This window comes from Streptomyces sp. NBC_00876, from assembly GCF_045207435.1.
Lineage (GTDB): Bacteria > Actinomycetota > Actinomycetes > Streptomycetales > Streptomycetaceae > Streptomyces.
The window spans coordinates 3,332,579-3,345,877 of record NZ_CP108800.1 but is presented as its reverse complement, the minus strand read 5'-3'; the positions used below and the strand labels follow the sequence as shown (position 1 = coordinate 3,345,877).

General features: G+C 70.1%; 12 protein-coding genes. 4 read left to right on the top strand and 8 right to left on the bottom strand.

Translation table 11 applies throughout. The annotated features are described in order from the left end of the window. Nucleotides 1–4: 4 nt before the first annotated feature. Nucleotides 5–448: a GNAT family N-acetyltransferase gene (locus tag OG782_RS14590; RefSeq protein WP_406450999.1), complete on the bottom strand. Its 444-nt coding sequence runs from the start codon at nucleotides 446–448 to the stop codon at nucleotides 5–7. A gap of 280 nt (nucleotides 449–728) precedes the next feature. Between OG782_RS14590 and OG782_RS14585 the strand changes: the two genes are divergently transcribed. Continuing rightward, complete coding sequence (locus OG782_RS14585) at nucleotides 729–1,532, top strand: LuxR C-terminal-related transcriptional regulator (protein WP_406459069.1); 804 nt, start codon at nucleotides 729–731, stop codon at nucleotides 1,530–1,532. Here OG782_RS14585 and OG782_RS14580 read toward each other — a convergent pair. Continuing rightward, nucleotides 1,491–1,988 (bottom strand): MarR family winged helix-turn-helix transcriptional regulator, encoded by a 498-nt coding sequence (locus OG782_RS14580; protein WP_406450997.1) that lies wholly within the window; start codon nucleotides 1,986–1,988, stop codon nucleotides 1,491–1,493. The two genes, OG782_RS14585 and OG782_RS14580, sit on opposite strands and share 42 nt — an antisense overlap. An 89-nt stretch (nucleotides 1,989–2,077) precedes the next feature. On the opposite strand from OG782_RS14580, the gene OG782_RS14575 reads away from it, so the two are divergent. Next, nucleotides 2,078–2,872 carry a trans-aconitate 2-methyltransferase gene (locus OG782_RS14575; RefSeq protein WP_406450995.1) on the top strand — a complete coding sequence of 265 codons (795 nt, stop codon included), beginning with the start codon at nucleotides 2,078–2,080 and terminating at the stop codon, nucleotides 2,870–2,872. Continuing rightward, on the top strand, nucleotides 2,872–3,237 hold the full coding sequence (locus OG782_RS14570; protein ID WP_406459067.1) for a VOC family protein: 366 nt from the start codon (nucleotides 2,872–2,874) through the stop codon (nucleotides 3,235–3,237). The genes OG782_RS14575 and OG782_RS14570 overlap by 1 nt, the downstream gene beginning before the upstream one ends. Before the next feature lie 72 nt (nucleotides 3,238–3,309). Here the strand turns inward: OG782_RS14570 and OG782_RS14565 are convergent, their stop codons facing one another. The 4 genes from OG782_RS14565 to OG782_RS14550 all read right to left on the bottom strand — a co-directional run bounded on the left by OG782_RS14565 (nucleotide 3,310) and on the right by OG782_RS14550 (nucleotide 8,967). Beyond that, on the bottom strand, nucleotides 3,310–5,073 hold the full coding sequence (locus OG782_RS14565) for an FG-GAP repeat domain-containing protein (RefSeq protein WP_406459065.1): 1,764 nt from the start codon (nucleotides 5,071–5,073) through the stop codon (nucleotides 3,310–3,312). Nucleotides 5,074–5,328: 255 nt separating this feature from the next. Continuing rightward, entirely contained in the window at nucleotides 5,329–7,083 is a 1,755-nt protein-coding gene (locus OG782_RS14560) for an FG-GAP-like repeat-containing protein (protein ID WP_406459063.1), read from the bottom strand. Between the two features lie 220 nt (nucleotides 7,084–7,303). Beyond that, nucleotides 7,304–7,990 (bottom strand): TetR family transcriptional regulator, encoded by a 687-nt coding sequence (locus OG782_RS14555; RefSeq protein ID WP_406450993.1) that lies wholly within the window; start codon nucleotides 7,988–7,990, stop codon nucleotides 7,304–7,306. Continuing rightward, a complete protein-coding gene (locus tag OG782_RS14550; protein WP_406450991.1) occupies nucleotides 7,987–8,967 on the bottom strand; it encodes an acyl-CoA desaturase in 981 nt (326 codons plus the stop codon). The genes OG782_RS14555 and OG782_RS14550 overlap by 4 nt, the downstream gene beginning before the upstream one ends. 367 nt (nucleotides 8,968–9,334) lie before the next feature. Between OG782_RS14550 and ppc the strand changes: the two genes are divergently transcribed. Next, nucleotides 9,335–12,064: a phosphoenolpyruvate carboxylase gene (gene ppc / locus OG782_RS14545; protein WP_406450989.1), complete on the top strand. Its 2,730-nt coding sequence runs from the start codon at nucleotides 9,335–9,337 to the stop codon at nucleotides 12,062–12,064. A gap of 26 nt (nucleotides 12,065–12,090) precedes the next feature. On the opposite strand, the gene OG782_RS14540 is transcribed toward ppc, so the two are convergent. Together OG782_RS14540 and pth are read right to left on the bottom strand one after the other, a co-directional pair. Continuing rightward, nucleotides 12,091–12,561, bottom strand: coding sequence for a hypothetical protein (locus OG782_RS14540; protein WP_406450987.1), 471 nt, complete (start codon nucleotides 12,559–12,561; stop codon nucleotides 12,091–12,093). A gap of 122 nt (nucleotides 12,562–12,683) precedes the next feature. Beyond that, on the bottom strand, nucleotides 12,684–13,277 hold the full coding sequence (gene pth, locus OG782_RS14535) for an aminoacyl-tRNA hydrolase (RefSeq protein WP_406450985.1): 594 nt from the start codon (nucleotides 13,275–13,277) through the stop codon (nucleotides 12,684–12,686). Between the last annotated feature and the right edge of the window lie 22 nt (nucleotides 13,278–13,299).

Genomic DNA, 13,299 nt, shown 5'->3' with positions numbered 1-13,299 from the left:
CTGTTCAGCCGAGCATCTTGGTGAGCGTGAACTCGGTGACGCCTGGCGGGTAGTCCTCGACCCGCCCGCTCACCTCGTAACCCCGCTTCCGGTAGAAGTCCGGGGCCTGGAAGTCCCAGGTCTCGACCCGGGAACGGGTGCAGGACCGGTCCGTCCTGGCCACCCGTTCCGCCTCGGCGAGCAGCCGCGAGCCGAGGCCGGAACCGCGGTGGCGGGCGTCGACCCACAGCAGGTCCACATGGAGCCAGTACGCCCAGGTGCGGCCGGTCACTCCGGCGGCGACCCGGCCCTCGGCGTCCAGGGCCCAGATCTCCAGCGGTACTTCGTGCGCGGCGGGCGTATCGCGCAGTGTGCGGATCTGCGGCGAACGTGCGGTGTTGTCGTCGCGCAGCCGCCTGTTCAGCAGCTGACGTCGTTCTTTGTCCACTTCTGTCTCAAGACGGAACATGCGTCACACCCTAGGACCGGCCGGTCCACCAGTTCCGCCAATCGCCTTCCGCTCCGGGCCGCCGCCCGTACGCTGATGCACAGCACCGGTGGGGGCCGGTGCTGATTCAGGGGTACGAGACAGCCGGGTGCGACGCCCGGGGGCGGGGTGCCGGTCGGTACACGGCGGCGGCCGTGGTGCCACGGTTCATCTTCCGCTCCGGGCGCCGCACCCGTGCCGGTCCGTCCCCGCCGGGGGCGCACGCCAGAGGCGCCCCAGAGCACACAGCATGGGGGTGTCTGTGGTCCGTATCCGGGTTCTCGTGGTCGACGACCACCGCATTTTCGCCGAGTCGCTCGCCGCGGCGCTCGCCGCCGAGCCGGATGTCGACGTGGCGGCGGCCGGCAGCGGGCCGGCCGCCCTGCGCTGTCTGGAACGCGCGGAGGCCGAGGGGCGCGGCTACGACGTGCTGCTGGTCGACGCCGAACTGGGCACCCTGGCCCCGGCGGGCCGCACGGGCGCGGGCCCGGTGCCGGTGCCCGCCCCGCGCCCGGGGAACAACGGGCCCGTCGACGGGATCTCCCTGGTCGCCGGGGTCCGTGCGGGCCGGCCCTCGGTGCGTACGGTGGTGCTCGCCGAGAAGGACGATCCGCGCAGGGCCGCTCGCGCGCTCCAGGCCGGCGCCTGTGGCTGGGTCGCCAAGGACAGCTCGCTGCAACGGCTGCTCGCGGTCATCCGCGGAGTGCTGCGCGACGAGACGCATCTGCCCGCCGCCCTGCTCACGGGGGTGCTCAGGGAGCTGACGGCGGACCGCAAGCACCGCACCGAGTCTCAGCAGCTCGTCGATTCGCTGACCCCGCGCGAGCGTCAGGTGCTGCGCTGCATGGTGGCGGGACTCGGCCGCAAGGCGGTGGCGGAGCGGCTCTTCCTCTCCCCGCACACGGTGCGGACGCACATGCAGAACGTGCTGGGGAAGCTGGGCGTGCACTCGACGCTGGCGGCCGTCGCCCTGGCCAGAAGGGCGGGCGTGGGCCCGGCCGATCCGGAGGAGCCGATCGCGGCGCTAGCCGGGGATGTTGTCGAACGGGGCGGTCAACTGGCGTAGCAGTCCCGCCAGTTCGCCGCGCTGGTGGCGGGAGAGTTCGCCGAGGATGGCGCGTTCCTGGGCGAGCAGGCCGGCCAGCGACTGGTCGGCCTTGTCGCGTCCCTCGGCGGTGAGCCGGACCAGTACGCCGCGGCGGTCGCTGGGGTCGGGGAGCCGCTCGACGAGGTTCTTCTTGGTGAGCCGGTCGATGCGGTTGGTCATCGTCCCCGAGGTGACCAGCGTCTGGGTGAGCAGCTGGCCGGGGGAGAGCTGGTACGGGGCGCCGGCACGGCGCAGCGACGTCAGGACGTCGAACTCCCACGGTTCCAGATGGTGCTCGGCGAAGGCGATTCTGCGGGCCCGGTCGAGGTGGCGGGCCAGGCGGGAGACGCGGCTGAGGACCTCGAGTGGTTCCACGTCGAGGTCGGGGCGCTCGCGGCGCCATGCAGCGACCAGTCGGTCGACCTCGTCCTCCATGTGGATCAGTGTAGAGGGTCTGTCGACATGAAGTCTCTTGAATTCGAGTGTCTTGACATCAAGATACTTTCTCGTTGATCCTGGATGCCATGACCGCACCCCTCTGGGATCCGCAGCAGTACCTGCGTCACGCGGACCACCGCACCCGCCCCTTCCACGATCTGCTGGCCCGCGTCCCCGCCCTGCCGGGCCCGGCCCCCCGGATCGCCGACCTCGGCTGCGGAGCGGGCAACGTCACCGCCCTGCTCGCCGAGCGCTGGCCCACGGCCCGTATCACCGGCTACGACAACTCCCCGCAGATGCTGGAGCGCGCCCGCGCCCACACGAGCGCCCTGCTGGACTTCGCCGAGGCCGACGCCGCGACCTGGACCCCGGGGGAGCCCTGCGACCTGATCGTCTCCAACGCCCTGCTCCAGTGGGTCCCCGGCCACGCGGACCGCTTCCCCGACTGGCTGGACGCCCTCACCCCGGGCGGGGCCCTCGCCCTCCAGGTCCCGGGCAACTTCGACCAGCCCTCGCACACCCTGATGCGCGAACTCGCCGAGTCCCCGCGCTGGCGCTCCCGCCTGGGCGGCCGCCTGCGCCACACCGACGCGGTGCTGAGCCCCGCCGGCTACCTCGACCGGCTCACCGGCCCCGGCCTCACCGCGGACGTCTGGGAGACCACCTACCTCCACCTCCTGCACGGCCCGGACGCCGTCCTCGACTGGGTGAAGGGCACCGGCCTGCGCCCCCTGCTCACCGCACTCGCCGACGACGAGGAGGCCGAGAGGGCCTTCCTCGCCGAGTACCGCGACCTGCTGCGCACCGCGTACCCCGCGGGCCCGCACGGCACGGTCTTCCCGTTCCGCCGCGTCTTCGCCGTCACCCACCGGGAGAAATGATGATCGCCGCCGTCGACCACGTCCAGCTCGCCGCCCCCGCAGGCTCGGAGGACGCGCTGCGCACCTACTACGCAGACGCCCTCGGCATGACCGAGATCCCCAAGCCCCCGGTCCTGGCCGCCCGCGGCGGCTGCTGGTTCCAGACCGGACCGGTCCAGCTCCACCTGGGCATCGAGGCGGACTTCCGCCCGGCCCGCAAGGCCCATCCGGGCCTGCGGGTGACGGACATCGAGGCGTTCGCGGCCCGGCTGACGGAGCACGGTGCCGAGGTGAAGTGGGACGGGGACCTGCCGGGCCACCGCCGCTTCTTCAGCCATGACCCGGTGGGCAACCGGCTGGAGTTCCTGGAGCCGGTGGACGGCTGAGCGGGCGCCGGACGCGGGAGCGCCCCGCCCCCGGAGGTGACGGGGACGGGGCGCGGGGAACGGGGCGGACCCTCAGAACAGGCTGCGGAAGGTGTCCCAGCCGTAGCCGATCCGTATGCGCTTGGCGACCTTGCCGGTGCCCGTGGACGAGTAGCGGTACAGATCGCCGCTGCCGTCGACGGCCACCAGATCGGCGTCGCCGTCACCGTCGAGGTCGCCCGGTGCGGCCATCAGCGTGTAGATGCCGTAGCCGGTGCCGATCCTCACCCGTGCCTTGAAGGGCGCCGCGGTGTTGCCGGTGCCCTCGTAGAGGTACAGATCGCCCTTTCTGTCGCGGGCCACGACATCGGCGCGGCCGTCGCCGGAGAGGTCGCCGTCGCCGATGATCCTGTCGTAGGTGTTCCAGCCGTAGCCGACCTTGACCTTGGGCTCGAAGCCGGTGCCGAGGCCGTTGCCCCTGTGCAGGTACAGGTCGCCCTTGGTGTCGCGCGTCAGCAGGTCGCCCTTGCCGTCGCCGCTCAGGTCACCCGGACCGGTCAGGGTGTCGTAGGCCTTCCAGCCCCGGCCGAAGAAGTGGCCGTCGACGGACAGCTCGTCCGACACGATCCGTACGATGTGGCCCCGGCCGTCCTTGGTGAGCGAGGACGCGTACGCCTGCAACGACGGGTAGGAGCCCACCGGGGCGGGATCGTCCCCGCTGCGGGTCTCGGCCCCGAAGAACTGCCCGTTGTTCCTGGACCGGTACCACCAGGAGTAGCCGGCCTTGCTGTGGGCCACGAGCTCACGCTTGCTGTAGCCGGGGTTGCCGCCCGAGGCAACGAACTGCACCGCCTTGTTCCACCCGAAGGTGCCGGCCTGGCGTCGCATGAAGGAGCTGTAGCCGGTCTGCCGGTAGGTGTAGGTGTCGCCGTTCGGCATGCGGGCGAGCATGTCACCGCGGCCGTCGCCGTTCACGTCGTCGACACCGACGAGCTGGTTGTAGACGTCGAAGCCGTAGCCGACCTTGACCCTTGCCTTGAACGGCTTCGCGAGGTCGCCGGTGCCGCCGAAGAAGTACAGGTTTCCGTTGGCGGTACGGGCGGCCACATCGGCGAACCCGTCGCCGTTGGTGTCGTTGAGACCCACGATCTGGTCGTAGGCGCCCCAGCCGGAGCCCACCTTGACGCCGGGCTTGAAGGGCGCGGTGTGGACGTCGCCGGTCGCCCGGTAGGTGTAGAGGTCGCCCGAGGGCGTGCGCGCGAGCAGGTCGCCGAGGCCGTCGCCGTTCAGGTCGCCGGGTGAGAGCACCTTGTTGTACCTCTGCCAGCCGGTGCCGGACCAGGCGGGAAGGTGCGCGTTGTTGATGTTCTGGCTCTGGTGCAGCGCGAGCGTTCCTGTCGCCGAGAGCGTGAGCAGGACGGGCATCCCGCTGTCGTCGAGTTCGCCCGGCGCGATGATGTCCTTGGGCACCTCCTTCCTGTCGTTGTCGTAGATCGTGAACTGGTAGGTGCCGGCCTTGCTCAGCTTGGCGTACAGGACGCCTTTCAGGTCCCGGTACATGAGGTCGCTGAGACCGTCGTGGTCCAGGTCGAGGCGCGGCTTGGCGGGAACGACCGCCGCCGTACCCTCGGCAGCCACGGCGCGCGACGTGGCCGCGGCGGGCTGCGTCGGGGTCGAGGCCGGCTTGTCGCTGGGCTCGGGAGTGAGCTGCGGTGCGCTGCCCGTCGGTGCGGGTGACGCGTCATCGGCCGAGGCCGGGGCGGCCAGCAGCATGCCGGCCGAGAGTACGAGTGCGGTGCAGGCCGCGATCCGGCGCGCGCGCTTGGAGCGCGCGGGAACGGAACGGCCGGGTTCCACAGAAGACAAAGCCCCCCCAGGGGTTGTGGTGGAACCGGGAGAAACGCCTTCATGGGTACGTCACATGCAGGGTGAAGTGTTCCCGGAATGTTCACAGACTCTATATCTATGAATGCCGGGACTGGAGTGGTTTAGCACTGGATCAATGTCATGGTCTGGAAACAGCCGGAGCGGGCGGAGCGGTCGCGGGGGAGACGCGCGAGCGCCCTGCCCCCGGAGATCCGGGGACAGGGCGCTCGCGGCCGAACGGGACGCTCAGTACATGTTGTTGTAGATGTCCCAGCCGTAGCCGATCTTCACGCGCTTGTCGATCTTGCCGGTGCCGGTCGACGTGTAGCGGTACACGTCGCCCTTGCCGTCGACGCCCAGCAGGTCGGCCTTGCCGTCACCGTTGATGTCGCCCGGTGCGGCGAACTTCTTGTAGATGTTGAAGCCGGTGCCGATCTGCACGCGCGCCTTGAGGGGCGCGGAGGCGTTGCCGGTGCCCTTGTACAGGTAGAGCGTGCCGCCGGAGGTGCGGGCGACGACGTCGGCGAGACCGTCACCGGTGAGGTCACCGGCGCCGACGATCTTGTTGTACGTGTTCCAGCCCGTGCCGACCTTGAGCTTGGTCGCGAACTTGGTGGCGAGCCCGTTGCCCTTGTACAGGTACAGGTTGCCCTTGGTGTCGCGCGCCAGCAGGTCGCCCTTGCCGTCGCCGCTCAGGTCGCCGGGACCGGTCAGGCTGTTGTAGACCTGCCAGCCGGAGCCGATGTAGTTCGCCCCGACGTACAGGTCGCCCCGGTACTGCTGGACGAGGTCGGCCCAGCCGTCGTTGTCCAGCGAGGAGGCGAGCGAAAGGCTCACCTGGTTCCAGCTGGTGTCCGAGCTGTCGAGCTGACGGGGGAAGAACTGCCCGTTGTTGCGGGCCTGGTACCAGTAGATGCTGCCGCCGTTGGTCCGGGCCTCGATCTCGTGCTTGCCGAAGTCCGGGTTGCCGCCCGCGCCGACGAACAGCGCCGCGGCGTTCCAGCCGGTGCCGCCGGTGATGCGCGGCTCGAAGGTGCCGTAACCGGTGGACAGGTAGGTGTAGACGTCGCCGCCGGGCTTACGGGCGACGATGTCGCTGAGTCCGTCGCCGTCGACGTCGTCGACACCGACGAGCTGGTTGTAGATGTCGAAGCCGTAGCCGGTCTTGACGCGGGCCTTGAACGGCTTCGCGATGTCGCCCGTACCGGCGTAGAAGTAGAGGTCACCGGCCGTGGTGCGGGCCAGGACATCGCCGATGCCGTCGCCGTTGACGTCGTTGGCGCCCACGATCTGGTCGTACGAGGCCCAGCCGTAGCCCACCTTGACACCGGCCTTGAAGGGCGCGGAGTCGACGTTGCCGGTGGACTGGTACGCGTAGATGTCGCCCGAGGGCGTACGCGCCAGCAGGTCCCCGCGGCCGTCACCGTTCAGGTCGCCGGGGGCGAAGACCTTGTTGTACTTCTGCCAGCCGCCGCCGGACCAGGTGACGTAGCCGGTGCTGTCCGCGCCCCAGCTCTGGTACAGCGAGAGCTTGCCCGCCGCCGACAGCGTGAGGAAGTCCGGCATGCCGCCGCCGTCGAGGTCGCCCGGCGCGATGATGTCCTTGGGCGTCTCGTACTGGTCGTCGCTGTTGATCGTGTACGGCTGGGCGCCCGACGAGTCGGCCATGACGTACAGGTTGCCGTCCAGGCCCCGGTACATCGTGTCGCTGTAACCGTCGCCGTTGACGTCGAGACGCGGCTTGGCGGGTACGACCGCCGCCTGAGCGCCCGCGACACCCGCTGCCCGCGACTTCTTCGCGGTGCGCTTCGGCAGGACGAGGGTCGGCTGGGCCCCGAGGTCCGGGGTGAACTGCGGTGCGGCGCCGCGCGGTGCGGGCGCCGGGTCATCGGCCGAGGCCGGGGCGGCCAGCAGCATGCCGGCCGAGAGTACGAGTGCGGTGCAGGCCGCGATCCGGCGCGCGCGCTTCGAGCGTGCGGGAACGGAACGGCCGGGTTCCACAGAAGTCAAAGCCCCCCCAGGGGTACGTGGTGGAACCGGGTGAAACGCATTCACAGGTGCACTACATGCAGGGTGAAGCATTCCCGGGATGGTCACAGACTCTACAACTGTGAACTCCGGGACTGAAGTGGTTTAGCGGTACATCAATAATTCTTCTTGGACACACCTCTGCCACCGGCCGCAGGGCCGGTGGCAGAGGACGGGGGACGGGGCCGGCCGGTCAGCTCTTGCGGTGCCCGATCAGCCGCGGCCGCGACTCCAGGTTCTCCAGACCGTGCCACGCCAGGTTCACGAGATGGGCCGCGACCTCCGACTTCTGCGGCTTGCGCGCGTTCACCCACCACTGCCCCGTCAGCGCCACCATGCCCACCAGCGCCTGGGCGTACAGCGGCGCCAGCTTCGGATCGAACCCCCGGGCCTTGAACTCCAGGCCCAGGATGTCCTCCACCTGGGTGGCGATGTCGCTGATGAGCGAGGCGAACGTACCCGTCGACTGGGCGACCGGGGAGTCGCGGACCAGGATGCGGAAGCCGTCCGTGTACGTCTCGATGTAGTCCAGCAGCGCGAACGCCGCCTGCTCCAGGAGTTCACGGGGATGGCCGGCGGTCAGAGCACTAGTCACCATGTCCAGGAGCTGACGCATCTCCCGGTCCACCACCACGGCGTACAGCCCCTCCTTGCCGCCGAAGTGCTCGTAGACGACCGGCTTGGAGACCCCGGCACGGGCCGCGATCTCCTCCACCGACGTACCTTCGAAACCCTTGTCGGCGAAGAGGGAGCGACCGATGTCCAGCAGCTGCTCGCGGCGTTCCTTCCCGGTCATCCGCACCCGGCGGGCCCGCCGGGCCGAGGGTGGACGGGTGTTCTCGCTGCCTGCGCTGCCGTCGGTCGCCACATCGTCAATCATGCCGCGTCGGCGCCCGCGCGGTTGCGCCGGGACTCGATACGGACGGAGTCGGGCCACCGGACGTCGGACGCCCAGCCCAGCTTCTCGAACCACCGGATCAGCCGGGCACTCGAGTCGATCTGACCCTTCATGACGCCGTGCCGCGCACTCGTCGGGTCGGCGTGGTGCAGGTTGTGCCACGACTCACCGCACGACAGGACCGCCAGCCACCACACGTTCCCCGACCTGTCACGGGACTTGAAGGGGCGCTTGCCGACCGCGTGACAGATGGAGTTGATCGACCAGGTCACGTGGTGCAGCAGGGCGACCCGGACCAGGGAGCCCCAGAAGAACGCGGTCGCCGCACCCCACCAGGACATCGTCACCAGGCCGCCGACCAGCGGCGGAATCGCCAGCGACACGATCGTGAAGGACAGGAAGTGACGCGAGATCCAGCGGATCGACGGGTCCCGGATCAGATCGGGGGCGTACTTCTGCTGCGGCGTCCGCTCCTCGTCGAACATCCAGGCGATGTGCGCCCACCACAGCCCCTTCATCAGGGCCGGCAGCGTCTCACCGAAACGCCACGGCGAATGCGGATCACCCTCCGCGTCCGAGAAACGGTGATGCTTGCGGTGATCGGCCACCCAGCGCACCACCGGACCCTCGACAGCCAGTGAACCGGCCACGGCCAGGGCGATACGGAGCGGACGCTTCGCCTTGAACGAGCCATGCGTGAAGTAGCGGTGGAAACCGATCGTGATGCCGTGGCAGCCGATGAAGTACATCGCCACCATCAGGCCCAGATCGAGCCAGCTCACACCGCGGCCCCAGGCCAGCGGCACCGCCGCGACCAGCGCCACGAACGGCACAACGATGAACAGCAGGAGGGCGATCTGCTCGATCGACCGCTTCTTGTCCCCGCCGAGCGTGGCGGAGGGAGGAGCCTGACCGTCGGCCGCCAAAGCGGCCTCGATCACATCGGGGCTGGTCTTCATGGGGAGTCCCCTGTGGGGTGAGAATGCGGCGGACAGACAGGGCCTCCCGTCCGGGAGACCCTGGGGTTACGCACCCGTAACCTACGGCGTCGTAAGTATGGCAGCGCGGAGGCCCGCCACACGAGAGGCCGAGCGGCCGGGCAAGGACGAGCGCGTACGGGGTAGAGGACACAGCGCGTACCCGGGCCGTCCCCGCCATGAACAACGGACGCATCCCGGGGCGCGAACAGCACCGACAGCACGGACACCTATCCTGGAGAGGTCGGACAGCGCGGTCCGCACCCTGCTGTCCGGGGGTCGCGTCGGCACCGCAGCCGGCCGCGGGCCTCCGGATCCCGTGCTCAACCACTGCAAGGAGCCGCACACTGTGAGCAGTGCCGACCAGACCCCTGCCGCCAGCCCCGAGCTGCGCGCCGACATCCGCCGCCTCGGTGACCTGCTGGGCGAGACCCTCGTACGCCAGGAAGGCCAGGAACTCCTCGACCTCGTCGAGCGGGTCCGCGCCCTGACCCGTACCGACGGCGAGGCCGCGGCCGAACTCCTCGGCGACACGGACCTGGAGACCGCCGCGCAGCTCGTGCGCGCGTTCTCCACCTACTTCCACCTCGCCAACGTCACCGAACAGGTGCACCGCGCCCACGAGATGCGCGACCGGCGCGCCGCCGAGGGCGGCCTCCTCGCCCGCACCGCCGACCGGCTCAAGGACGCGGACCCCGAGCACCTGCGCGAGACCGTCAAGAACCTCAACGTACGGCCCGTCTTCACCGCGCACCCCACCGAAGCCGCGCGGCGTTCCGTACTGAACAAGCTCCGCCGCATCGCCGCACTCCTGGAGACCCCGGTCATCGAGGCCGACCGGCGCCGCCAGGACATCCGGCTCGCCGAGAACATCGACCTCATCTGGCAGACCGACGAACTGCGCGTCGTCCGCCCGGAACCCGCCGACGAAGCCCGCAACGCCATCTACTACCTCGACGAACTCCACGCCAACGCCGTGGGCGACGTCCTGGAGGACCTGGCCGCCGAACTGGAGCGCGTCGGCGTCGAACTGCCCGCCGGCACCCGCCCCCTCACCTTCGGCACCTGGATCGGCGGCGACCGCGACGGCAACCCCAACGTGACGCCCGCCGTCACCTGGGAGGTGCTGATCCTCCAGCACGAGCACGGCATCACCGACGCCCTCGAACTCGTCGACCAGCTGCGCGGACTGCTCTCCAACTCCATCCGCTACACCGGAGCCACCGAAGAGCTCCTCACCTCCCTCCAGGCCGACCTGGAAGCGCTCCCCGAGATCAGCCCCCGCTACAAGCGGCTGAACGCCGAGGAGCCCTACCGCCTCAAGGCCACCTGCATCCGGCAGAAGCTCGTCAACACCCGCGAACGCCTCGCCGCAGGCACCCCGCACCGCCCCGGCTGCGACTACCTCGGCACCGCCGGACTCATCGCCGACCTCGCCCTCATCCAGACCTCGCTGCGCGAACACAAGGGCGGCATCGTCGCCGACGGCCGCATGGACCGCACCATCCGCACGCTGAACGCCTTCGGCCTCCAGCTCGCCACGATGGACGTACGCGAACACGCCGACGCCCACCACCACGCACTCGGCCAGCTCTTCGACCGCCTCGGCGAGGAGTCCTGGCGCTACGCCGACATGCCGCGCGACTACCGGCAGAAGCTCCTCGCCAAGGAGCTCCGCTCCCGCCGCCCCCTCGCCCCGACCCCGGCCCCGCTGGACGCCGCCGGCGAGAAGACCCTCGGCGTCTTCCACACCATCAAGGAAGCCTTCGAGCGCTTCGGCCCCGAAGTCATCGAGTCCTACATCATCTCGATGTGCCAGGGCGCCGACGACGTCTTCGCCGCCGCCGTCCTCGCCCGCGAAGCCGGCCTCCTCGACCTGCACGGCGGCTGGGCCAAGATCGGCATCGTGCCGCTCCTGGAGACCACCGACGAGCTCAAGGCCGCCGACGTCATCCTCGACGAGATGCTCGCCGACCCCTCCTACCGACGCCTCGTCTCGCTCCGCGGCGACGTCCAGGAGGTCATGCTCGGATACTCCGACTCCTCCAAGTTCGGCGGCATCACCACCTCCCAGTGGGAGATCCACCGCGCCCAGCGCCGACTGCGCGACGTCGCCCACCGCTACGGCGTACGCCTGCGCCTCTTCCACGGCCGCGGCGGCACCGTCGGCCGCGGCGGCGGCCCCTCGCACGACGCGATCCTCGCGCAGCCGTGGGGCACGCTCGAGGGTGAGATCAAGGTGACCGAGCAGGGCGAGGTCATCTCCGACAAGTACCTCATCCCCGCCCTCGCCCGCGAGAACCTGGAACTGACCGTCGCGGCCACCCTCCAGGCCTCCGCGCTGCACACCGCACCCCGCCAGTCCGACGAGGCCCTGGCCCGCTGGGACGCGGCCATGGACACCGTCTCCGACGCCGCCCACGCCGCGTACCGCAAGCTGGTCGAGGACCCCGACCTGCCGACGTACTTCCTCGCCTCCACCCCGGTGGACCAGCTCGCCGACCTGCACCTGGGCTCGCGGCCCTCCCGCCGCCCCGGCTCGGGCGTCTCGCTCGACGGCCTGCGCGCCATCCCGTGGGTCTTCGGCTGGACCCAGTCACGGCAGATCGTGCCCGGCTGGTACGGCGTCGGCTCCGGCCTCAAGGCCCTGCGCGAAGCCGGCCTGGACACCGTCCTGGACGAAATGCACGAACACTGGCACTTCTTCCAGAACTTCCTCTCCAACGTCGAGATGACCCTCGCCAAGACCGACCTGCGCATCGCCCGGCACTACGTCGACACCCTCGTCCCCGACGAGCTCAAGCACGTCTTCGACGACATCGAGGCCGAGCACGCGCTGACCGTCAGCGAAGTCCTCAAGGTCACCGGCAACACCGAACTGCTCGGCACCAGCCCGGTGCTCCAGCAGACCTTCGCCATCCGCGACGCCTACCTGGACCCGATCTCCTACCTCCAGGTGTCCCTGCTGGCCCGCCAGCGCCAGGCCGCCGAGCGCGGCGAGGAAGCCGACCCGCTGCTCGCCCGCGCCCTGCTGCTCACCGTCAACGGCGTCGCGGCAGGTCTCCGCAACACCGGCTGATCAACACGGACGCGGGTGGGGCCCTGTCACAGGGCGATGAACGCCGCCACGAGCAGGACCCCACCCGCGATCCCGGTGCCCCAGGCGGTCCGGGTCAGCCGCAGACCACCGCCGATCACCAGCGCGGCCAGCAGCAGCGCGCCGCCCAGCGGCACCCACGCATAAAGGAAGCCCGGCGTCCCGGTACGTACGACGTCATCGGTTCCCGGCTTCACCACCACGGGAAACCGGTCACCCTTACGGGCCGCCACGGACTTCTCCACCGACACCCGGGACCGCGCGGCGGCCCCGTCGGACGGTGCGAACGGCCCCGTGCACACCTCGGCACCGCAGCCCGTGACCGCCATGGTGCCGTGCTCACGCCCCTTGGCCAGCACGATGTGATGCGCCGTGTCCCACGAGGACAGCACACCCGCGACGAGCAGCAGCAGGACGACACAGCCGAGCGCGGCGCTGCGGCCGTAGTGCAGGGCACGGTGGGAGGAGCTGGCCTTCATGGGGGCCGATCCTTGGCCAGGGCCCTGCGGTCGGTCAAGCCGTGGCCGAAAACAGCCCGGTTACCAGAGGGAATGTCGGGGTTCGTCGCGCCGGCGCGGCACAGGACCCCGGCCCACGCGCCTCAGGAGTTGTACGCGCTCTGCGCGCGCTCCAGACCCTCCGCCAGCAGGCACTCCACCGAGTCCGCCGAGCGGTCCACCAGGAACGCGAGCTCCTTGCGCTCCGTCGACGAGAAGTCCTTCAGCACGAAGTCCGCGACCTGCATCCGGCCCGGCGGACGGCCGATCCCGAACCGGATCCGGTGATAGTCCGGCCCCATCGACTTCGTCATCGACTTCAGCCCGTTGTGCCCGTTGTCACCGCCGCCCAGCTTCAGCCGCAGCGTCCCGTAATCGATGTCCAGCTCGTCGTGGACCGCCACGACATGATCGAGCGGCACCTTGTAGAAGTCGCGCAGCGCCGCGACCGGACCACCCGACAGATTCATGTACGACATCGGCTTGGCCAGCACCACCCGGCGGCTCAGCGGGCCGGGCGGACCGATCCGGCCCTCCAGCACCTGCGCCTGCGCCTTGGGCGCCCGCTTGAACTTCCCGCCGATCCGCTCCGCGAGCAGATCGGCGACCATGAAGCCGACGTTGTGCCGGTTCGCCGCGTACTCGGGACCGGGATTACCCAGGCCCACGATCAGCCAGGGGTCGGTGGCGTCGGACATCGCGCTGGGTCTCCTCGCGTAC

Coding starts and splice junctions, on each gene's coding strand:
- OG782_RS14590 (WP_406450999.1), bottom strand. CDS start 448: ATGTTCCGTCTTGAGACAGAAGTGGACAAAGAACGACGTCAGCTGCTG.
- OG782_RS14580 (WP_406450997.1), bottom strand. CDS start 1,988: ATGGAGGACGAGGTCGACCGACTGGTCGCTGCATGGCGCCGCGAGCGC.
- OG782_RS14575 (WP_406450995.1), top strand. CDS start 2,078: ATGACCGCACCCCTCTGGGATCCGCAGCAGTACCTGCGTCACGCGGAC.
- OG782_RS14570 (WP_406459067.1), top strand. CDS start 2,872: ATGATCGCCGCCGTCGACCACGTCCAGCTCGCCGCCCCCGCAGGCTCG.
- OG782_RS14555 (WP_406450993.1), bottom strand. CDS start 7,990: ATGATTGACGATGTGGCGACCGACGGCAGCGCAGGCAGCGAGAACACC.
- OG782_RS14550 (WP_406450991.1), bottom strand. CDS start 8,967: ATGAAGACCAGCCCCGATGTGATCGAGGCCGCTTTGGCGGCCGACGGT.
- OG782_RS14540 (WP_406450987.1), bottom strand. CDS start 12,561: ATGAAGGCCAGCTCCTCCCACCGTGCCCTGCACTACGGCCGCAGCGCC.
- pth (WP_406450985.1), bottom strand. CDS start 13,277: ATGTCCGACGCCACCGACCCCTGGCTGATCGTGGGCCTGGGTAATCCC.